Here is an 18,728-nt window from a genome sequence, read left to right as displayed (position 1 = left end):
CGTTCGTCCGTAAGGTTGCGGCGTGCCCACGCCGTACCCCTCCGCCGCCGAGCGCGGCCGCCATGCGCAGCACAGCGAAGGGCGGCTGGCCGGCTGGGCAGCGAGCCTCGGCGTCTTCGCGCTGGCCCTGTTCCTGCGGTTGTGGCACCTGGGCACGCCCCGCGAGTTCGCCTTCGACGAGACGTACTACGCCAAGGACGCCTGGTCGATGCTCCACTTCGGCTACGCCCGCAACTACGCCGACGGCGCGGACGCGAAGATCCTCGCCGGCCACACGATGGACCAGTTCTCGAGCGGTCCCGAGATGGTGGTGCACCCGGACGTCGGCAAGTGGCTGATCGCGCTGGGCGAGAAGGCATTCGGCATGGATCCGTTCGGCTGGCGCGTGGCATCGGCCGTGATCGGCTCGCTGATGGTGCTCGTGATGGTCCGGCTGGCGCGCAGGGTGACCGGCTCGACGATGCTCGGCCTCCTCGCGGGCCTGCTGCTCTGCTTCGACGGCATGCAGCTGGTGCTCTCACGGCTCGCCCTGCTCGACATCTTCCTGGCCTTCTTCCTGCTGCTCGCGGTGCACTGCGTCGTCGCGGACCGGCAGTGGATGCGGTCGCGGCTGATGACGAACGGGCAGAAGCGCCTGCTGTTCCGCCCGTGGCTGCTTGCCGCCGGCGTCAGCTTCGGCCTGGCGTGCGGCACGAAGTGGACGGCGATCTGGCCGCTCGCGGCGTTCGGCCTGCTGGTCTGGGTGTGGTCGGCCGGGGCACGGCGCGCCACGGGCACACGGATGGCCCTGCTGAAGTCGGCGTTCCTCGACGGGATCGGCGCTTTCGTGCACCTCGTCGGTGTCGCTCTGGTCGTCTACGTCGCCAGCTGGACCGGCTGGCTCGTGCACGCGCACACCTACGAGGAGAACCTCTCCGCGACGCAGTACCACCGCTACGTGAGCTGGGACGGCACCTGCACGGACGAGGGTGACAAGTCCGAGCTCAAGGACGTGAAGTACGACGACAGCCGCGTGTGGTCGACCGCGAAGGCGAAGGACGCATCGGGCCTGGGAGAGGTCACCCAGTCGCTGCACTCCCTGTGGCTCTACCACCAGGACGTCTACCGCTTCCACACGACGTTCCTGAACTGCAGCACGCACACGTACGCCTCCGATCCCGGCGGCTGGATCCTGCTGAGCCGACCGGTCTCGGCCTCTGTCACCAACGACATCAAGCCCGGCACTGACGGCTGCGACGCGGCGGCCGACAGCCACTGCATCCGCGAGGTGCTGATCCTCGGCAACCCGCTCCTGTGGTGGGCGGGAGCCGCCGCCCTGATCGCCTCGGTCGTGCTGTGGATCGGGCGGCGCGACTGGCGCCACGGCATCGCCGTGATCGGTGTCGCCTCGACGTGGCTGCCGTGGCAGCTCAACGACGCGCGCCCCATCTTCAGCTTCTACGCGTCGGCGTTCACCCCCTTCCTCGTCCTGTCCCTCGTGCTGCTGCTGGGGCAGCTGATCGGACCCGACCGCGGCCCCTCGCGGCGGCGTACGACGGGGACGATCGTGGGCGGCACGTTCCTCGTGCTGGTGATCGCCGGCTTCGCCTGGTTCTGGCCGATCTGGACCGGCGATCTGCTCACTCTCCGGGAGTGGCAGGCGCGAATGTGGTTCACCCGGTGGATCTGACCTCTAAGGTCAGCCCATGGAGCACGCAGAGCAGTTTCCCTACGAGGAGTTCGGCCGGCGCTTCTTCGCGCTCGCCGTCACCGAGGAGCGGATCCTCGCCGGTGTGAACACCCTCGCGGGCCAGCCGATCGACGTCGGGCCGCTCGGAGTCGGCCCCGGCAAGCTCGCCAAGGTCACCGCCAAGGGGCACATCGGTGCTGCCACGGCGCGGCCGATCGCCGGAGACGCGATCGCCTACCGCGTGACGCTCCCCGTGGAGCTCACCTTCGAGGTCCACCTCCAGCTGGACCGGCACCGCTTCCATGCCGAGCTCGAGGTCCCCCTGATCCTCACCGCACTGGCGATGGAGGAGCTCAAGATCTTCATCGACGTCGCTCCCCCGCTGCCGAACCAGGTCCGCGTGAAGCTGCGGGCCGAGGGTCTGCGGGCGACGCTGCTCAACCGGGTCGTCGGCGTGGACACCGAGCTGCAGCGGTTCGTCGCGAAGTACGTCAAGCGCGAGCTCTCCAAGCCGGCCGTCCTCGGCGCGCGCACGATCGACGTCCTCAAGGCCGTCGAGTCTGCGTGGACCTCCGTCGCGCCGCAGCCCTCGGCCGAGCCCGGCACCATCGCCGCCGACCTGAGCGGCGCGCTCGAGCAGGAGATCCAGCAGAGCGACCTGATCTCGGAGCTGACCGGGGAATTCCCGCCCACCAGCGACGCCTGAAAACGGCCTTGGATAGCAGAAGAATCCCTTCTGCGAGGCGCGAATCCGGAAAGAAAAGTCCTTTTTCTTTTTCATTGACATGCGGTCCAGACCGTCGATTGAGTTTCCCTGGACGTGGGGGAATTCGGGTCACCCAATCTGACCGAATGCGTCCTTTTCTCATCCGTGAATCGAGGAAAGGTAGAGCTGATGTTCCGTCGAGCTGAATGGGGCAGTTCTCAGGGCAGCAACCTTGCGCGGCGCGCACTCGCGGTCTGCGCCGTCACCGGCCTCACGCTGGTGGCACAGTCCATCCCGGCCGGTGCCGACACCGTGGTGGTGGGCAGCACCGCACAGGCCTCGGCGAGCTTCCTCGCCGGTGGCGGCCAGTCGGTGGCCGGCTCCTCCGCGACCTGGAGCACCGACCCGGGTCCGAACCAGAGCGGCCAGTTCACCGCTTTCCCGTACGCCGGCCTGGTCCGCGGCGACGTCGACCTGCTGGCATCGCGCTCCACGACCACGAGCGCTCTGGACGCATCCGCGATCTCGGGCGTCCTGGGCAGCACCGGCGCCATCACCTTCACCAGCCCGGACGGCGGCGTCCAGCCGATCACGATCGACCTCCTCGGCGCGATGCGCCAGAGCGGTGCCGACCTGACCGGCGCCCTCGTCGACCAGGCCGAGCTCCGCCTCGGGGTCGGCGGATCCGAGATCACCGCCCGTGGCGGCCGGATGCTCGATCCCGACGGGGTGGGCGGACCTGGCCGCTACAAGGTGGGCCAGGCCGACCTCGACCTGCACTCGCCGGCCATCGACGACGCCGCCGCGCAGCTCTACGACGCGGTGGGCACGTTCGACACCCTCACCGAGAGCACCATCAACAAGGCGCTCTCCCTGACGTCCCTGACCTCGAAGCTGCCGGCCGGGGCCACGCTCACCGCACGCGTGCACTCGCGCATGCAGGACACCATCTTCAAGCGCCTCCTCGCGAAGCCGATCACGACGAAGAACCACGTCCTGACGATCGACTTCTCGAAGGGCAAGGCAACCCTGCACCTGGATCAGGCCATGCACGGCCAGCAGGTGGTCGATGGTCCTCTGCTGCCGGGCGAGACGGTCCGCCCGGGCGACCCCAACGGACTCAACAACCAGAACCCGAACACCGAGATCATCGACGACGAGATCTACCCGATGATCGCCGAGACGATCCACGACCTGATCAACGAGGTCGTCACGATCGCGGTCGGTGAGGTGCAGGCCGCGCTGAGCTCGGTCACCGTCGACTTCATCACCCAGCTGAAGTCGCCCCTCGGCACTGCCACCTCGGCCTGGAACGTCAACCTCGGCGGCACGACCGCACGACCGGCGACGTGCCTGCCGACCGGGACCGCCGGGCCTGCGCTGTGCAAGACCCTCAACGGTCTGGTCAACACGGTGCTCGTCCCGCTCGCGAACAAGGCGGTCTACCCGCTCCGGGACCTGCTGATCGGCGATGCCGGAGCCAACCTCTACGGCCTGGCCATCTCCGACCTCAAGACGGGCGCGCTCACGATCCCGCTCCGCAAGGCGCTCGACCCGTTCCTCGCGGCCGTGACGAAGTACGTGTCGATCCAGGTCAACAGCCAGCGGACCACGACCTGCGTCTCCCGCACGGGCGTACGCCGGGTCAGCGGCATCGACCTGTCGGCGTTCAACGTCGCGGTCAACCGTGCCGCGGGTGGCCCGAGCATCGGCCTGGGCAACTCCGCCGTCAGCACGAAGTGCGTGGGCACGATCGTTCGCTGATCCGTTCCGGGAGGGGCCGCATCCACGTGAGTGGGTGCGGCCCCTGTCACGCCGTCCTCCCCTAAGGTCACCCCATGCGTCGCCTCGCCCTGGCTTCCGTCGCCCTCCTCGGCATCCCGCTGTCGCTCTCGGCCTGCGGCGGTGAGGCGAGTGGCTCACCCGACGGAGGAGCGACCGCCGCAGCCGGGTCGCTCGGCGGTGCCGGCACGGCCGTCGACGCGAAGGCGCACTGCGGCGAGCGGGCAGTCGGGCTGACCCGGACCCTCTCCAGCGGCGCGGCCTGGACGATGTGCCTGCACGTCGACGCCAAGCGCGGCATGGTGCTGACGAACGTCGACCTCACGGCGCCCGGCGCGAAGGCCCTGCCAATTGCCCACGAGATCTCGCTCGCGCAGCTCGAGGTCCCCTACGACACCGGCACCCGTCTCACCGAGGACATCACCAGCGCCGGCTTCGGCGGCACCAAGATGCAGGACCTGAGCTCCAAGGAGTGTGCCGGCGAACTGGTCGGCCTGGCGGTGCCCACGATCGGTGACGGCTCGACGTTCGGCGACATCCCCACGCGCAAGGTGCTCTGCAGCGAGGTCACGGACGCCGGCCTCGCCTACCGATCGGCAGCCAACGGCGCGGTCACCGCCGCCCGCAAGGACCAGTGGACCCTGTCGACCGTCTCCAAGGTGGGTTGGTACGAGTACGTCACCCGCTACACGTTCGGCGCCGACGGCTCGATCACGCCGGACCTCGGCGCGACAGGCGACCTCTCCCCCGTCGACTACACCGGCGACTCCGCGCGCGGCTCGGCCGTGGGCTCGGGCGACCACGACCACGCCGCCTCGCACTCCCACAACGCGGTCTGGCGGATCCACTGGGCCCTCGGCACCGGCCCCCTGGCCGTCGAGCAGTACGACGCCGCCCCGACCGGCCAGCAGGGCAAGCAATCGCCGCTCATGGACGGTGCGCTGAGGCGCCTCGGCCACGCGACCGAGGCCGAGCGTGCGAGCCGCCGCTGGTGGCGCGTCGTCGCCCCCGGCACGAAGAACGCCGACGGCCACCCGATCTCCTACGAGATCGACCTCGGCGCGACGGACCCGTTCGAGTTCAGCGAGGACACCGAGCACGGCGCCCGGCACGGCTACGACGTCGCGTTCACCAACTACGACGCCTGCCAGGTCTTCGCCACCGGCAACGACGAGACCTGCGGCGACGGCGTACCCGACTACGTCGCTGCCGACCTCGCGCCGCTGACGGACCCGGTGTCGTGGGTCGCGGTCGGCTTCCACCACGTGCCGCGTGATGAGGACCAGTCCCCGATGGAGCTGCACTGGCAGGGGTTCCGGATGGTGCCCCGCGACCTCACCGCCACCCGCATGGACGAGCCCGCCGGGCGCGAGGGCGGCAACGGCCAGCCGAAGACCTACGAGGGGGTCCCGCTGGATGAGCTGACGGACCTGCCGGGCAGCAACTGACGCGGCGTACGAGGAGAAAGCAGAAGGCCCGGTCCAGGTGGACCGGGCCTTCTGTTGCTGGTGGAGGTAAGGGGACTCGAACCCCTGGCCTCCTCGATGCGAACGAGGCGCGCTACCAGCTGCGCCATACCCCCAGCCGCTTCACGCTTGCGCGTGTTGCGTGCGAAAACATAGCACCCGGAGCGTGAACGTCGAAAATCGGGTGCCGGTCCGCGAGGGGCCGGATCAGGAGCTCTTGCGGATGGACCGCGCGATCGCGGCGAGCTTCGACGCGCGGGCTGCCTCGTCGGCCTCGCGCGCGATCGCGGCGTCCTCCTCGGTGCGACCGGACGTCGTCACGCCGGGCGAGGAGAGGTCGATCGTGCGGACGGTGCGGCGCGTGGCCGCGTCCTTCGTGACGTACGTCGGGAGGGTGATCGGAACGGGGTTCCAGAGCTCCTCCTTGACCGCGGCGATCGTCGTGGTGTCGGCGTCGGAACCGACCTCGTCGAAGCCCTGGTCGTTGCGCTCGACGAGGGTCTCCGCGGGGACGTCGGACTCCTGGTCGGCCGGGGAAGCAGCGACCGGGGACTCCTCCGTGCGACGCGGCATCCGGACGCGGGTCGGCGCCCAGACGTCGGCCTTGGCAGCCTGCTCCGAGCGGACCATCAGGCGGCAGGTGACCAGCCAGGCCACGAGCAGGGTCGCCGGAACGGCCTGCCACGACCAGCCGATCAGCCCGAACGCGGCCGGGGCCGCGACGAGGACGTTGAGGACGAGCAGCGTGCCCAGGACCCGACGGCGTCGCTGCGCAGCGACGCGAGCAGCCTCACGGCGGGCCCGGATCTGGGTGGCGGAGGGGCGGCGCTGCGGCGCCGTCGCGACGGGAGCCACCTCGGCCGGAGCAGCGGTCGCGACCTCCTCGCGGCGGGCGATGACACGCAGCGCGGACGAGAAGCGCTCGACGGAGTGGCTCACCGAGGCCTCGTCGGTGTGCTGCAGCGCCTTGGGCACGAGGTAGACGGCCCAGGCCACGGCCAGGGCCACAAAGATCAGAGAGGTGACGTCCACGCTCTGAGGTTAGGAGCGTTAGCGCAGGATGAGACGCAAGTCCATAGGTGTGTCGGGAAATCACTCGTGTGACGAGTGGGATTCACCGCCGAGAAGGCGGTTCACCAGCCCCTCGGGGCACTCCTCGCGCGTGATCCCGAACAGGACGTGGTCGCGCCAGTCGCCGTTGATGTGCAGGTAGCGCGGTGCGTAGCCACAGCGTTCGATCCCGAGCTTCTCGACGACGCGCAGGGAGTTGGTGTTCTCCGGACGGATCGCGACCTCGACCCGGTGCAGGCCCTCGGCGCCGAAGCAGTGGTCGATCGCGAGCGCGACCGCCAGCGGCGTGAGACCGCGGCCGGCGTACTCCTGGCCGATCCAGTAGCCGACCGAGGCGAAGAGCGCCGAGCCCCGCACGATGTTGTTGACCGTCAGCTGGCCGGCGAACGCTCCGTCGACCTCGATCGCGAACGGCATCGCCTGCCCGTCCCTGGCCATCCGGGTGAGTCGACGGACCAGCCCCCGGAACGTCGTGGGCCGACCGCCGCCGCCCGGAGGCATCGTGGCCTCCCACTGGCGCAGCCAGTCACGGTTGGCCGCCCGCAGGTCGCTCCACGCCCGGTTGTCGCCCATCACGAGCGGACGCAGGGTGAGTGCGCCGTGGCGGAGGGTGACGGGCCAGACCATCGCGGGGTCAGCCGATCTGCGGATGGTCGCTGCCGGGAATCTGCTCGACGGCATGGAGGAGCATCCCGTCGAGGGTGGCCAGGCCGTCCTTGACGCCACCCTTGCTGCCGGGCAGGTTCACGACGAGGCAGTCGCCCGCCACCCCAGCCAGGCCACGCGACAGCGCCGCCGTCGGGATGCCGGCCTGCACGCCGCGGAGGCGGATCGCCTCGGCGATGCCCGGGACCTCACGGTCGAGGAGCGGCCGCGTCGCCTCCGGCGTCCGGTCGGTCGGCGTCAGCCCGGTGCCCCCGGAGGTCAGCACCACCCGGGCGCCGGCGTCGACCGCAGCCCGGATCGCCTCTCCGACGGGAGCCCCGTCCGGGACGACCGCGACGGAGGTCTCGAAGCCGCGCTCGCGCAGCCAGGCGGCGATCAGCGGCCCGGTCTCGTCCTCGTAGACACCGGCCGAGGCGCGGTTGGAGGCGATCACGACGCCCGCGATCATCGGGCCCAGTCCCCTGACTTCCCGCCGGTCTTCGTCTCGACCCGGATGTCGGTGATGACCGCCGCCTTGTCGACGGCCTTGACCATGTCGACGACGGTGAGGGCCGCGACCGACACGGCGGTCAGGGCCTCCATCTCGACGCCGGTGCGGTCGGTGGTCTTCACGAGGGCCGTGATCTCGACAGCATCGTCGCTGACCGTCAGCTCGACCTTCACGCCGGAGACCGCCAGCGGGTGGCACAGCGGGATCAGGTCGGGCGTCTTCTTCGCGCCCATGATCCCGGCGATGCGAGCCACCGCGAGCGCGTCGCCCTTCGGCACACCCTCGCCGCGCAACAGGCCGATCACCGTCGGGGAGACCAGCACCCGGCCCGAGGCGGTCGCGACCCTCGTGGTCACGTCCTTCTCGGAGACGTCGACCATGCGGGCAGCACCCGACGCGTCGACGTGCGTGAGGCGGTCGCCCATCAGTACTCCTCGTCCAGCAGCAGGACCTGCACCGTATCGCCCGCCTGCACCTCACCGGTCTGCTCGGGTACGACGATCAGGGCGTTGGCAGCAGCCAGGTCACCCAGCAGGTGCGAGCCGTGGCCGCCGACCGGGGCGACCAGCCCGGCGTCGTACGCCGCCCGGACGAACTGCCGCCTGCCGACGGGCGAGCCGAAACCCTTGCTGCAGCGCGCCTCGCGCAACGGGTGCACCAGGCGGGTCCGGCCCTGCAGCTTGCGGAGCGCAGGGAGAACGAAGAGCTGGAACGAGAGGTACGCCGACACCGGGTTGCCGGGCAGCGTGAAGACCGGGATCCCGTCGATCGTGCCGAACCCCTGCGGCTTGCCCGGCTGCATCGCCACGCCACCGAACCAGAGCCGGTCGCGGAGCGCAGCCTTGACGACGTCGAAGTCACCCTGGCTGACGCCACCGCTCGTCACGATCACGTCGGCGCGCGAGAGCTGGTCCTGCAGCGTCTCCAGGAAGGTGCCGGGCTCGTCCGTGACCGAGCCGACCCGGAACGCCGATGCGCCGGCGGCACGCGCGGCCGAGGCGAGCAACGTCGAGTTGGCGTCGTGGATCTGGCCCGGACCGAGCGGCTGTCCGGGCTCGCGCAGCTCGCTGCCGGTCGAGATGATCACGACGCGGGGCTTCGGGCGTACGGCGACGCGCCCCTCCCCCGCACCGGCCAGCAGGCCGAGGTGGCGCGGGCCGAGGACCGTGCCGGCCGAGACGAGCAGGTCGCCCTCGTCGACGTCCTCGCCGGCACGTCGGATGTTCTGCTGCACGACCGGCTGCTGGAAGATCTGCACCTCGTGCGCGCCGCGATCGGTCCACTCGTAGGGCACCACCGCGGTGGCCCCCGGCGGGACCGGCGCGCCGGTCATGATCTTCACGGCCGTGCCGGGAGCGAGCTCCTCCGTGGCAGCAGCTCCGGCGCCGATGCCGCCGACGACGGGGAGATGCACCGGCGACTCGGCACTCGCACCGATGCAGTCACGCTGGTGGACGGCGTACCCGTCCATCGCGGAGTTGTCGAACGCCGGCAGGGGCAGGCGCGAGACGACGTCAGAGGCAAGCACCAGGCCGAGCGCCTCGCTGAGCGGGACCACGGCGGGCGGCAGCGCCTCGACCGCGTCGATGATGCGGCCGAGGTGCTCGTCGACGGACGTCAGCGGTCCGTGGCCGGCCATCTCAGTCCTCCGCGAGAACCGTGCCGGCAGGGACGCGCTGGGCGGCCGGCTGCTTCGCCAGCGTCACCTCTCCCTTGACCTCGACGCCGTGTTCGAAGGTCCAGTCGCCCTGGACGGTGAAGCTCTTCGCCTCGCGCAGCGAGGGGGCGCCGTCGGGGAAGCGCTGGTCGAAGTCGCCGACGAGCTTGTAGACGGCGCCGTCGAGCGCGACGAACGGCAGCTCCGGCGCGGCCTGGGCCAGCGCGTAGTCCTCACCGAGGTCGTAGACGTCCGACCGGAGGACGAGCAGGTCGTCCGTCGTCTTCACCGGGACGAAGCGGTCGCGGCCGACCTCGATCGTGGTCGCGCCCTCGAAGACCTCGATCGCAGCACCCATGGCGCTCTCGATCTGGATCACCTTCGGCGACGACGCGTCACCGGGGTCGACGTTCTTCTCGTTGCGGATCAGCGGAAGGCCGAGCACGCCGTCACGCTCGGCCAGCGTCGCCTTCATCGCGGCGAGGTCGAACCAGAGGTTGTTGGTCGACATGAACCGGTGCCGGTTGAGGTCCGCCAGCGCTTCCTTGTCGGAGTCGAGGGTCTGCGCCGACTCGCGCAGGACGATGCGGCCGTCCTCGATGCGGCGGGCGAAGTGGCCGCCCTTGCGGTCACTGGGCGTACGCCGGACGGCCTCGATCGCGAACGGCGCCCCCGACTGGGCGAACCAGCCCGCGACCCGGGCGTCCGGCACGGCGCCGAGGTTGTCGGAGTTGGAGACGAAGACATGGCGGAAGCCAGCCTCGATCAGGGCGTCGAGGATGCCGGTGCCGACCAGCGCGGTGTAGATGTCGCCGTGGCCCGGCGGACACCACTCCAGGGTCGGGTCCTTCTCCCACGTGGCGGGCTGCAGCGAGCCGACCAGCAGCTTGGGCTCCTTGTTCTGCAGGAACTCCAGCGGCAGGCCCGGGACCGGCAGGTCCGTGTAGCGGCCGAGGGCATCCATCGTGTCCGCGCTGGTACGGAAGCTGTTCATGAAGAGCAGCGGCAGGGGCGCGTCGTACTGCTGGCGGAGGTGGAGCACCTGCCGGGCGATGACGTCGAGGAAGCTCAGCCCCTTGCGCACGCAGAGCAGCGACTTCGCGCGGTCCATGCCCATCGACGTGCCGAGGCCGCCGTTGAGCTTGATCACCGCCGTGTGCCGGATCGCCTCGGCGGCGACCTCCTCGGGCACGTCGATGTCCGCCAGGGCGGCCATGTCGTGCGGCTCGATCGTGGACTCCGGGATCATGCCCGTGGCCCCTTCCTCCACCTGGTGGAAGAAGTGGGTGAAGACCTCGATCGCGACCGGGTCGACCCCGGCCTCGGCCATCTTGTCGCGGGCAGCGGCGAGCGCGTCGGTTGCCATGCGGGTGATCGTAGGGCGCTTCCCGCTCCGACGGGCGACGCCTCGTAGGCTGGCCGCATGTCGGAGCCCGCTGTCACGGTCGCCAAGCGGGCGCTGCGTGACCAACTTCTCGCTGCGCGCCGCTCGCTCGACGTCGCCTCACTGGGGGTTGCGGGCCGCTCACTCGCGGAGGTCGTCCTCGCCACTCCGGAGGTACGCCGGGCGGCCACCGTCGCGGCGTACGTCTCCGTCGGGTCCGAGCCCGGCACCGGCGCGCTGCTCGCCGGCCTGCACGAAGCAGGCAAGCGCGTGATCCTGCCGGTGCTCCTGCCGGACAACGACCTCGACTGGGCGGTGTGGGCCCCCGCCGAGGCAGGACAGTCGTCCGCCGCGAGGGCAGGACGGTCACCTTCGGACAATTCGGCCAGCGGGCTGCGTTCCGCCGGTCGCGGCCTGCTCGAGCCGACCGGGCCGCGGCTGGGAGTCGACGCGATCGCCACGGCCGACGTCGTGCTAGTGCCGGGCCTCGCGGTCGGCGCCGACGGACTCCGCATGGGACGCGGAGGCGGCTCCTACGACCGGACGCTCAACCGCGTCGCTCCGGATGCCTTCGTCTGCGTGCTGCTCCACGACGGTGAGGTGCTGGCACGCGTACCGGCCGAGCCGCACGACGTACCGGTGCACGCGGCGGCAACGCCGTCCGGCATGACCCGCTTCCGCTGACAGGGCAGCACGGCAGAACGCCGCTGCGGCGCCCTCTCCGCGTCAGGAGGCAGACGAGCTGGAGCTGGAGCTGCTGCTCGAGGAGGAGCTGGTGCGCGAGTCGGTGCGGTAGAAACCAGAGCCCTTGAAGTGGACGCCGGCCGCGCTGAAGACCTTGCGGAGCTTGCCGTCGCACTCGGGGCAGACGGTCAGCGCGTCCTCGCTGAAACTCTGGAACTGCTCAAACGTGTGCCCGCACGCGGTGCAGGCGTACTGATAGGTCGGCATGGTGCGGACATTCTAGAGGAACGCACGAGGCCCGCCTCCCTCGCGGGAGACGGGCCTCGAGACGGCACTGCGTCAGATCACTTGGCGAGCGAGTCGCGGATCTGGGTGAGGAGCTCGACCTCCGACGGGCCAGCGGCCTCGCCCGGGAAGAAGCGGTCCTTCGCCTTCGTGTACGGCACGACGACGAAGAAGTAGACGACCGCACCCAGAAGGATGAACGCGATCAGGGCGTTGATGAACGCACCGAAGGTCTTCGGGTCGTCAGCGAAGTACTTCAGCGACTTCTCGGGAAGCTGGGCAGTCAGCCAGGCGACGAACGCCGCAACGACCTTGCCGAAGGCGGTCGCCATGATGACCGCGACAGCGAACTCGACGAGGTTGCCACGGAGGAGGAAGTTCTTGAAACCGGACATCTGATCTCCTTCAAAATTACCGGTACGCGCTGCACCGAGCAGAGCGATCTCCGTCGCAGACTATCGGGACAAGGCAACGGTCAAAAGACCCCGCGCCGCGTGGCCGGAGATCTCCGCTCCCTGGTCCGGAGTCACCGCCATGACCACCAGGCTCCCCTTCTGTCCATCCGCAGATCGAGCCGCGGAGCGCGGGAGAGCGAGGATCAGCCCACCCTCCAGCAACCGCGTCCCCGAGGGCGTCGCTGCGGCCGGGTCGGCAGCGAACAGATCCACCCGGTCACCCACCCGCAGCAGCGCCACCACGTCGGCATCCGCGATGCGCACCGGCAGCGCCACGGAACCCTCATGCCCCTCGAGCAACGTCGGGCCGACCAGCCGCGTATCGGTGATCACCTCTCCGGGCGCCATGGCGCCGGCCAGCGTGCGCCCGACGGGATCACGCGCGGCACCGTCCGGCACGGCAGCGACGGGCAGCGCCTTGCTCGCGACGTCCGCCGGCCCGACCACGTCACCGGCGGCGAGCGCATGCGCCGCCACCAGGGTCGCGGCCATGCGTGGAGGTGGCGGCGCGAGCGCCCGCACCGTCGCCAGCACCGCGACACCGGCGCACAGCGCGCTCAACAGTCGGCGACGTACGAGGATCGTGCGGCGCACCTCGCCCAGCGCGGCGGCGAGCCGTCGGCGTACTCCCGAGAAGTCCATGGCGCGACGCTAGGACGGCACGCCGCCCCGTGCTGGCGTCCTCCACAGGCAGGCACAGGCTCAGCCGTGGTGCGGCGGCACCTGACGCTTGAGCCACTCCTCCGACGTGCCGCCGGAGCGCTGCTCGTCGCGGTCGTCGCCGGTGCTCTCCGGCAGGACGTCACCGAAGACCGCAGCCAGACGGGCCTTGCGCTTCCACGCAGGCTCGGTCTCGACAGCCTCGATCTCCGGAACGGGCTCGTCGCTCACGTGCAGAGGCCGTTCTCGCGGGCGATCTCCTCGTGCGAGGCGTCGTCCGTGGTGGAGTTCGCCCCCGGCGACGAGCTCGGCGAGGCGGACGAGGAGGGCTTGCCCTTGTCGCCCTTGCCACCCTCGTCACCGGCACTCACGGCGTCGGAGCTGAGCTTCTTCGACAGCGGCTGGTCGTTGCGGATCTTGCGCCACAGGTTGTCGGCGTCGGAGGTCCACTGCAGACGGTTGTGGTCCGGCGGGTACTCCTCGAACGGCACCGTGATGAACTTGATGTCGTCCAGGCTGATGCCCTTGAACTGCAGCCCGAGGTCAGCGATCTTCTTCAGGTCGCCCAGGCCCTTGTCGACCGTGAGCGACTTGGTCGCCGCCTTGAGGAAGTTGATCAGGCGGACCGGGTTGGTCAGCGTGCCCTTGCTCATCACCTTGTTGATCATCGAGGCGATGAAGACCTGCTGGCGCTTCATCCGGCCGATGTCGCCGTTGGCGGAGATGCCGTGGCGCACGCGCACGTAGTCCAGCGCCTCGTTGCCCTTGACCACGCGGGTGCCGGCCTTGAGGTGGATGTTGCCGACCGTGTCGTCGACGTCCTCCGGCACACAGATCTTCACGCCGTGGACGGCGTCGACCATGTCCTTGAAGCCGCCGAAGTCGACCACCACGAAGTCATCGATCCGGATGCCCGTCAGCTGCTCGACCTGCTGCATCGTGCAGGTCGGCCCGCCGTACGAGAACGCAGCGTTGAACATGTCGAAGCCGCCCGGGATCGTGTCGCCGTTGCGCTTCTTGCAGTCGGGACGCTGGACCATCGCGTCGCGCGGCAGGCTGACGCCGTACGCGTGCTTCCGGTCGGCGGAGAGGTGCACGATGATCGTGGTGTCCGAGCGCTGGCCCTCGTTGGTCAGGCCGTCGATGTTGTTGCCCTTGCCGTCACGCGAGTCCGACCCCATCACGAGGATGTTGAGCGGGCCCTTGGGACCGGTGTTGACCTTGGCCGGGCGGTTCGACAGCAGGCCGTCGAGGTCGACGACGTGAAGGTTCGCGTTGAGCGTGCGATAGGTGAAGCAGACGAAGAGCGTCATCCCGACGGTCAGGGCCAGGAGGCAGTAGCCGAAGATCCGGAGCACGTGGTGCTGCCGCGAAGCAGCGGCGCGATGCCGGGCGGCGCTCAGCTGGCTCAACGGAATCCTTCGGGGTCGGAGTCGGCGTGACCCCCTCCCCCGACAGAAAGGCTCCGCACGTTCCTTGCATTGTGACGGGTGCAGCGCGATCGGACAAAAGCATCCCCGCCCGTGGGCGCGATCGGACCGTGCAAGGATGTACGCCGTCGCGGCTGGCAGCACCGTCCGGGACGTGGCCCTAGTAGCTCAGGGGACAGAGCACCGCTCTCCTAAAGCGGGTGTCGCAGGTTCGAATCCTGCCTGGGGCGCCACGCACGACTGTGGGGTCGCGCGCGAGGAAGGCACGACATGTCCCTGCGACGTACCTCGGCGGCGATCAGCCCCACTGCGCACTACACGGGCTATGTCTGGGCACGCCACGGCATCGGCCCCGCGGGCCTCGCCACGCGCACCGGCGCCGTGCTCTACAACGGGCTCCGCCCGGCGATGGCCGCCTCCGCAGCGACCGGCGGCCCGACGCTGGAGGGGCTGCTCCTCGGTCGGCACCGTGCGATGGATGCCCTGCTCACCGAGGCGATCGAGAGCGGCCGGATCGGTCAGGTCGTCGAGATCGCGGCCGGCCTCTCCCCGCGTGGACACCAGTACGCGACGACGTACGGCGACAAGCTGACGTACGTCGAGGCCGACTTGCCCGGCATGGCGGCCCTGAAGCGCCAGGCGCTCGCGCGCGTCGGCGGCCCCGGATCGGCGACGCACCGGGTCGTCGACTTCGACGCCCTCGCCACCGCCGGCCCGCACGCACTCTCCTCGGTCATGGCACAGCTCGACCCGACGGTCGGCACCGCGGTCATCACCGAGGGGCTGCTCAACTACCTGCCGACCGAGGCCGTGACCGGGTTGTGGGCCCGGCTCGCCACGGAGCTGCACCGTTTCCCGGCTGGCCTGTACCTCTCCGACCTGCACCTCGCAGGGGAGAACCGGAGCGCGGCGCTGACGACGTTCTCAACGCTCCTGGGGGCGTTCGTGCGCGGCCGGATCCACTTCCACTTCGCCGACGTGGCGAGCGCCGAGCAGGCTCTGCGCGACGCAGGCTTCCGCGAGGCGACGCTGCACCGGCCCGACGCGGAGCGGTGGGACCTGCCGCCGCACCTCCGGGCCGGCGCCCGTCTGGTGCGCGTGGTCGAAGCGCAGATCTGAGCGCAGGTGGTCAGCTGACCACCTGGAAGCGGATGCCCGCCGCCTGCAGGCGAGCGATCAGCGACTCCCCCATCGCCTGGGCGGTGGTGACCATGCCCGCGGTCGGCGGGTTCGCGTCGAACACGAGGCAGAGCGCCGACTCGGCGAGCATCTTCGACGTCTCGGTGTAGCCAGGGTCGCCGCCCGACACGCGCGTGTGGATCGTGCGCCCACCCGCCTCGCCGATGAAGTCGACGGTGAACCACGACTTCTTGCGCTTCTTCTCGCTCGGACCCTCGCCCTGCGGCATCCGCTTGCCCATTGCCTCACGCAGCGGCTTGACCTGGGCCGCCGTGGCGATGGAACCGACGAGGGCGGCGCCGCCGACGGCGTACCGGAGGGTCTTGGTGCCGGCGAAGTGCGAGTAGCGGAAATCGGGTCCGTACGACGACAGCGCCGCGCCGCTGCGGGCGACCACCATCGGGTCGATGGTCGGGAGCGGCAGCAGCCAGTAGCCGAGCGACTTGTCGCGCGTCGGACGACCGGCGACGGCGCGGCTGCGCCGACCTTCGGGGCGCGGCTCGACGGCCTTGCGCTCCTTGGCCGCCTGCATCATCTGGCGCCCACGGCTCGCCGCACCGAGGAACGAGTGGAAGGTGCCGCCGGACGCCATCGCGTCGGACCGAACGACGCCGCGCAGCGTCACCGGTCCTGAGGTGTCGAGCTGCTGGACGGTGTAGTACGCGCCGAGGTCGTGCGGGATCGAGTCGAAGCCGCAGGCGTGGACGATGCGAGCGCCGCTGGCCTCGGCGGCCGCGTGGTGCTTGATGTACATCCGGTCGACGAACTCCGGCTCGCCGGTCAGGTCGACGTAGTCGGTGCCCTGGGCGGCACAGGCGGCGACGAGAGGCTCGCCGAGCGCCAGGTACGGGCCGACCGTGGTGATGACCGCCTTGGCGCGGGCCACGACGAGCTCGAGCGCCGCCTGGTCGCCGGCGTCGACGACCACGAGCTCCATCGTCTCCAGCCGCGGGTCGATGCCGGCGAGCCGGTCGCGGACCGCGGCCAGCTTGGCGGCGTTGCGGCCTGCGAGCGCCCAACGCAGGCGGGCCGGGGCGTTGCGGGCGAGGTACTCCGCGGTCAGGCCACCGGTGAAGCCGGTGGCGCCGAAGAGGACGATGTCGAACTCGCGGTCGGTGCTCATGGAGCCACTCTGCCGCACCTCCCCGCGCGACGGGAACCGCTTCACGGTGCCGCGCGTCACAGGTGCATGAAGACCTCGAAGACCCTCGCGATCACGGGCGTCGCGGCCCTCGCCCTGGGCGGGGCGTTCGCGCTCGGCGTCAGCGTCGGTGGCCCCGACTCCCCCGCACCCCGGGCCACGAAGGCGCCGCCCCTCGCGGCCGGCCACCCGCTCGCTGCGGGCGACCTCTCCCTCGTCGCCGCGGGTGACTGTGACAGCCTCCTCGGCTGGTACGTCGACAACACCCGCGACCTCGTCACCGCGTGGGGATGGGGCGGCGGGATCATGTACGGCGCGACCGATCTCCTGATGAACCGGGCCGACCTGGCGGGCACCGCGGCCGCCCCCGAAGCGGCCGCCGCCGGGAAGTCGCTCAACAGCCAGAGCTCCAGCGCCACCGGCACCAACGTCCAGGAGTCGGGCGTCGACGAGCCCGACGTCGTGAAGACCAACGGCTCGGTGCTGCTGCGGATGGTCGGCGACGATCTGGTCGTCTACGACGTCACCGGCAAGGCCCCGAAGCGCATCGCGCGCCTCGACCTCCCCGGCAACCAGAAGGCCCAGCCGGAGCTCCTGCTCGTCGGCGACGACGCCGTCGTGTTCTCCCAGCGGTGGGACGCCACCGGCACCGCCAGCACGCGCGTCGACACGGTCGACCTCTCCACGCCGGGTTCGCCGAAGATCACCGACTCCACGTCGTACGCCGCGAACCTGCTGTCCGCGCGCCAGTACGGCGACACGGTCCGGCTCGTGCTCGGCACCGGACTGCCGATGCTCGACTTCGTGAGCCCGCAGGGCAGCCTCACCGAGAAGGAGGCTCTGGCGAAGAACCGCCAGGTCCTCGCGCACTCGACGATCAGCGACTGGCTGCCGTCGCTCACCGACGGAGGCAGCACGAAGCAGGTCGTGGACTGCGCCGACATGGCACGTCCCGAGGACTTCACCAGCGCCGGCACGGTGTCGATCGTCGGCTGGTCGGGGTCGACGCCTGAGGTCCGGTCATCCACGGGGGTGGCGACCGGGTCCCAGATCGTCTACTCGTCGACCGACCGGCTCTATCTCGCGACGTCCGGCTTCAGCGGCGGCTGTATGGACTGCGTGGGGCCGCTCGTCCACCGGATCATGCCCGGCCCGTGGCCCGGCGGTGGCAGCGCGGACGGCACCACGCAGATCCACGCGTTCCGGCTCGACGGCACCGATGCGTCGTACCTCGGGAGCGGGGAGGTGGAGGGCAACGTCGACGACCGCTGGGCGATGGATGCGGTCGACGGCACCCTGCGGGTCGCCGTCAGTCCGACGAGCCAGACAGGTGACTGGAACTCGGTGGTGACGCTGCGCGAGGCAAAGGGGTCGCTCGAGCCGCTCGGTCGCGTCGACCGGCTCGGCATCGGCGAGCAGATCCAGTCCGTGCGCTGGTTCGACGACCTGGCCGTGCTGGTGACCTTCCGCCAGGTCGACCCGCTGTACGCCGTCGACCTCTCGCACCCCGCCCACCCGAAGGCACTCGGCTCGCTCAAGGTGCCCGGCTACTCCGACTACCTGCACCCGATCGGCGACCACAAGATCCTCGGGCTCGGCATCGACGCCGATGACCAGGGCATGAGCCGCGGCGGCAAGGTGGCCGTCTTCGACCTCACCGACCCGAAGCACCCCGTGCGCCAGGGGCAGAACACCTACGCGCAGAACATCCAGGTCATGGCCGGCCAGGACCCGCGCCAGTTCACTTGGGTGCCGGCCAGCCACACGGCGTACACGGTGATCGCGCGGTACGGCCGGACGGGCGGCATGACCGGCTGGGTCTCCGTCCTGAAGGTCGGCGCCGACGGCTCGCTGAAGCGCCACAACCTCAAGGGCACCGAGGGGTACGACGACGTCGCCGCGCTCCGTACCGTCCCGCTTCCGGACGGACGCGTCGCGCTGGTGACCGAGGACTCCGCCCGCTTCCTCTGAGGTCGTCCGTCTGAGGCCTAGCAATTGGTAGG

At 70.4% G+C, this 18,728-nt stretch carries 19 protein-coding genes and 2 tRNA genes; 8 read left to right on the top strand and 13 right to left on the bottom strand.

Going from position 1 to position 18,728, the window contains the following annotated elements:
- Positions 1 to 22: 22 nt before the first annotated feature.
- From EPD65_RS04080 to EPD65_RS04065, 4 genes are all read left to right on the top strand, one after another.
- A complete protein-coding gene (locus EPD65_RS04080; RefSeq protein WP_131581888.1) occupies positions 23 to 1,669 on the top strand; it encodes a dolichyl-phosphate-mannose--protein mannosyltransferase in 1,647 nt (548 codons plus the stop codon).
- A gap of 16 nt (positions 1,670 to 1,685) precedes the next feature.
- On the top strand, positions 1,686 to 2,375 hold the full coding sequence (locus tag EPD65_RS04075) for a hypothetical protein (RefSeq protein ID WP_131581887.1): 690 nt from the start codon (positions 1,686 to 1,688) through the stop codon (positions 2,373 to 2,375).
- 189 nt (positions 2,376 to 2,564) lie between these two features.
- Positions 2,565 to 4,139: a choice-of-anchor G family protein gene (locus EPD65_RS04070; protein ID WP_131581886.1), complete on the top strand. Its 1,575-nt coding sequence runs from the start codon at positions 2,565 to 2,567 to the stop codon at positions 4,137 to 4,139.
- Positions 4,140 to 4,213: 74 nt separating this feature from the next.
- Positions 4,214 to 5,605, top strand: a complete 1,392-nt coding sequence (locus tag EPD65_RS04065) for a copper amine oxidase (RefSeq protein ID WP_131581885.1) — start codon at positions 4,214 to 4,216, stop codon at positions 5,603 to 5,605.
- Between the two features lie 58 nt (positions 5,606 to 5,663).
- Here EPD65_RS04065 and EPD65_RS04060 read toward each other — a convergent pair.
- The 7 genes from EPD65_RS04060 to EPD65_RS04030 form a co-directional block, all read right to left on the bottom strand.
- A tRNA-Ala gene (locus EPD65_RS04060) sits at positions 5,664 to 5,739 on the bottom strand.
- Positions 5,740 to 5,830: 91 nt separating this feature from the next.
- The gene (gene sepX, locus EPD65_RS04055; RefSeq protein ID WP_131581884.1) at positions 5,831 to 6,655 is read right to left on the bottom strand and encodes a divisome protein SepX/GlpR; all 825 of its coding nucleotides are present in this window, start codon (positions 6,653 to 6,655) and stop codon (positions 5,831 to 5,833) included.
- Positions 6,656 to 6,715: 60 nt separating this feature from the next.
- Entirely contained in the window at positions 6,716 to 7,321 is a 606-nt protein-coding gene (locus EPD65_RS04050) for a GNAT family N-acetyltransferase (protein ID WP_131581883.1), read from the bottom strand.
- A gap of 7 nt (positions 7,322 to 7,328) precedes the next feature.
- The gene (locus EPD65_RS04045) at positions 7,329 to 7,808 is read right to left on the bottom strand and encodes a MogA/MoaB family molybdenum cofactor biosynthesis protein (RefSeq protein ID WP_131581882.1); all 480 of its coding nucleotides are present in this window, start codon (positions 7,806 to 7,808) and stop codon (positions 7,329 to 7,331) included.
- Positions 7,805 to 8,275, bottom strand: coding sequence for a cyclic pyranopterin monophosphate synthase MoaC (gene moaC / locus EPD65_RS04040; protein ID WP_131581881.1), 471 nt, complete (start codon positions 8,273 to 8,275; stop codon positions 7,805 to 7,807). Before moaC ends, EPD65_RS04045 begins: the two co-directional genes overlap by 4 nt.
- Positions 8,275 to 9,489, bottom strand: a complete 1,215-nt coding sequence (glp, locus tag EPD65_RS04035; protein ID WP_131581880.1) for a molybdotransferase-like divisome protein Glp — start codon at positions 9,487 to 9,489, stop codon at positions 8,275 to 8,277. Before glp ends, moaC begins: the two co-directional genes overlap by 1 nt.
- Before the next feature lies 1 nt (position 9,490).
- Positions 9,491 to 10,873 carry a UTP--glucose-1-phosphate uridylyltransferase gene (locus EPD65_RS04030; RefSeq protein WP_131581879.1) on the bottom strand — a complete coding sequence of 461 codons (1,383 nt, stop codon included), beginning with the start codon at positions 10,871 to 10,873 and terminating at the stop codon, positions 9,491 to 9,493.
- Between the two features lie 57 nt (positions 10,874 to 10,930).
- Here EPD65_RS04030 and EPD65_RS04025 point away from each other — a divergent pair, with 57 nt between their 5' ends.
- Positions 10,931 to 11,575 (top strand): 5-formyltetrahydrofolate cyclo-ligase, encoded by a 645-nt coding sequence (locus EPD65_RS04025; protein WP_131581878.1) that lies wholly within the window; start codon positions 10,931 to 10,933, stop codon positions 11,573 to 11,575.
- 42 nt (positions 11,576 to 11,617) lie between these two features.
- On the opposite strand, the gene EPD65_RS04020 is transcribed toward EPD65_RS04025, so the two are convergent.
- From EPD65_RS04020 to EPD65_RS04000, 5 genes are all read right to left on the bottom strand, one after another.
- A complete protein-coding gene (locus EPD65_RS04020) occupies positions 11,618 to 11,842 on the bottom strand; it encodes an FmdB family zinc ribbon protein (protein ID WP_131581877.1) in 225 nt (74 codons plus the stop codon).
- A gap of 77 nt (positions 11,843 to 11,919) precedes the next feature.
- Positions 11,920 to 12,255: an MscL family protein gene (locus EPD65_RS04015; RefSeq protein WP_131581876.1), complete on the bottom strand. Its 336-nt coding sequence runs from the start codon at positions 12,253 to 12,255 to the stop codon at positions 11,920 to 11,922.
- Positions 12,256 to 12,315: 60 nt separating this feature from the next.
- On the bottom strand, positions 12,316 to 12,957 hold the full coding sequence (locus tag EPD65_RS04010; protein ID WP_131581875.1) for an SAF domain-containing protein: 642 nt from the start codon (positions 12,955 to 12,957) through the stop codon (positions 12,316 to 12,318).
- A 60-nt stretch (positions 12,958 to 13,017) separates the two neighbouring features.
- Complete coding sequence (locus EPD65_RS04005) at positions 13,018 to 13,206, bottom strand: hypothetical protein (RefSeq protein ID WP_131581874.1); 189 nt, start codon at positions 13,204 to 13,206, stop codon at positions 13,018 to 13,020.
- Positions 13,203 to 14,387, bottom strand: a complete 1,185-nt coding sequence (locus EPD65_RS04000) for an LCP family protein (RefSeq protein WP_131581873.1) — start codon at positions 14,385 to 14,387, stop codon at positions 13,203 to 13,205. The genes EPD65_RS04005 and EPD65_RS04000 overlap by 4 nt, the downstream gene beginning before the upstream one ends.
- 175 nt (positions 14,388 to 14,562) lie before the next feature.
- Here EPD65_RS04000 and EPD65_RS03995 point away from each other — a divergent pair.
- Both EPD65_RS03995 and EPD65_RS03990 read left to right on the top strand, forming a co-directional pair.
- Positions 14,563 to 14,638, top strand: a tRNA-Arg gene (locus EPD65_RS03995).
- Positions 14,639 to 14,675: 37 nt separating this feature from the next.
- On the top strand, positions 14,676 to 15,524 hold the full coding sequence (locus EPD65_RS03990; protein WP_131581872.1) for a class I SAM-dependent methyltransferase: 849 nt from the start codon (positions 14,676 to 14,678) through the stop codon (positions 15,522 to 15,524).
- Positions 15,525 to 15,534: 10 nt separating this feature from the next.
- Here EPD65_RS03990 and EPD65_RS03985 read toward each other — a convergent pair whose 3' ends face one another.
- A complete protein-coding gene (locus tag EPD65_RS03985) occupies positions 15,535 to 16,707 on the bottom strand; it encodes a saccharopine dehydrogenase family protein (protein ID WP_131581871.1) in 1,173 nt (390 codons plus the stop codon).
- A gap of 66 nt (positions 16,708 to 16,773) precedes the next feature.
- On the opposite strand from EPD65_RS03985, the gene EPD65_RS03980 reads away from it, so the two are divergent.
- Positions 16,774 to 18,696: a beta-propeller domain-containing protein gene (locus EPD65_RS03980; RefSeq protein WP_131581870.1), complete on the top strand. Its 1,923-nt coding sequence runs from the start codon at positions 16,774 to 16,776 to the stop codon at positions 18,694 to 18,696.
- Positions 18,697 to 18,728: the final 32 nt, after the last annotated feature.

The sequence above is a fragment of the Nocardioides jejuensis genome (assembly GCF_004337475.1).
Lineage (GTDB): Bacteria > Actinomycetota > Actinomycetes > Propionibacteriales > Nocardioidaceae > Nocardioides > Nocardioides jejuensis.
This window is presented reverse-complemented; position numbering and strand designations above follow the sequence as displayed.

Coding starts and splice junctions, on each gene's coding strand:
- moaC (WP_131581881.1), bottom strand. CDS start 8,275: ATGGGCGACCGCCTCACGCACGTCGACGCGTCGGGTGCTGCCCGCATG.
- glp (WP_131581880.1), bottom strand. CDS start 9,489: ATGGCCGGCCACGGACCGCTGACGTCCGTCGACGAGCACCTCGGCCGC.
- EPD65_RS04020 (WP_131581877.1), bottom strand. CDS start 11,842: ATGCCGACCTATCAGTACGCCTGCACCGCGTGCGGGCACACGTTTGAG.
- EPD65_RS03980 (WP_131581870.1), top strand. CDS start 16,774: ATGAAGACCTCGAAGACCCTCGCGATCACGGGCGTCGCGGCCCTCGCC.
- EPD65_RS04025 (WP_131581878.1), top strand. CDS start 10,931: ATGTCGGAGCCCGCTGTCACGGTCGCCAAGCGGGCGCTGCGTGACCAA.
- EPD65_RS04070 (WP_131581886.1), top strand. CDS start 2,565: ATGTTCCGTCGAGCTGAATGGGGCAGTTCTCAGGGCAGCAACCTTGCG.
- EPD65_RS04050 (WP_131581883.1), bottom strand. CDS start 7,321: ATGGTCTGGCCCGTCACCCTCCGCCACGGCGCACTCACCCTGCGTCCG.
- EPD65_RS04075 (WP_131581887.1), top strand. CDS start 1,686: ATGGAGCACGCAGAGCAGTTTCCCTACGAGGAGTTCGGCCGGCGCTTC.
- EPD65_RS04045 (WP_131581882.1), bottom strand. CDS start 7,808: ATGATCGCGGGCGTCGTGATCGCCTCCAACCGCGCCTCGGCCGGTGTC.
- EPD65_RS04010 (WP_131581875.1), bottom strand. CDS start 12,957: ATGGACTTCTCGGGAGTACGCCGACGGCTCGCCGCCGCGCTGGGCGAG.
- EPD65_RS04030 (WP_131581879.1), bottom strand. CDS start 10,873: ATGGCAACCGACGCGCTCGCCGCTGCCCGCGACAAGATGGCCGAGGCC.
- EPD65_RS03990 (WP_131581872.1), top strand. CDS start 14,676: ATGTCCCTGCGACGTACCTCGGCGGCGATCAGCCCCACTGCGCACTAC.
- EPD65_RS03985 (WP_131581871.1), bottom strand. CDS start 16,707: ATGAGCACCGACCGCGAGTTCGACATCGTCCTCTTCGGCGCCACCGGC.
- EPD65_RS04065 (WP_131581885.1), top strand. CDS start 4,214: ATGCGTCGCCTCGCCCTGGCTTCCGTCGCCCTCCTCGGCATCCCGCTG.
- EPD65_RS04015 (WP_131581876.1), bottom strand. CDS start 12,255: ATGTCCGGTTTCAAGAACTTCCTCCTCCGTGGCAACCTCGTCGAGTTC.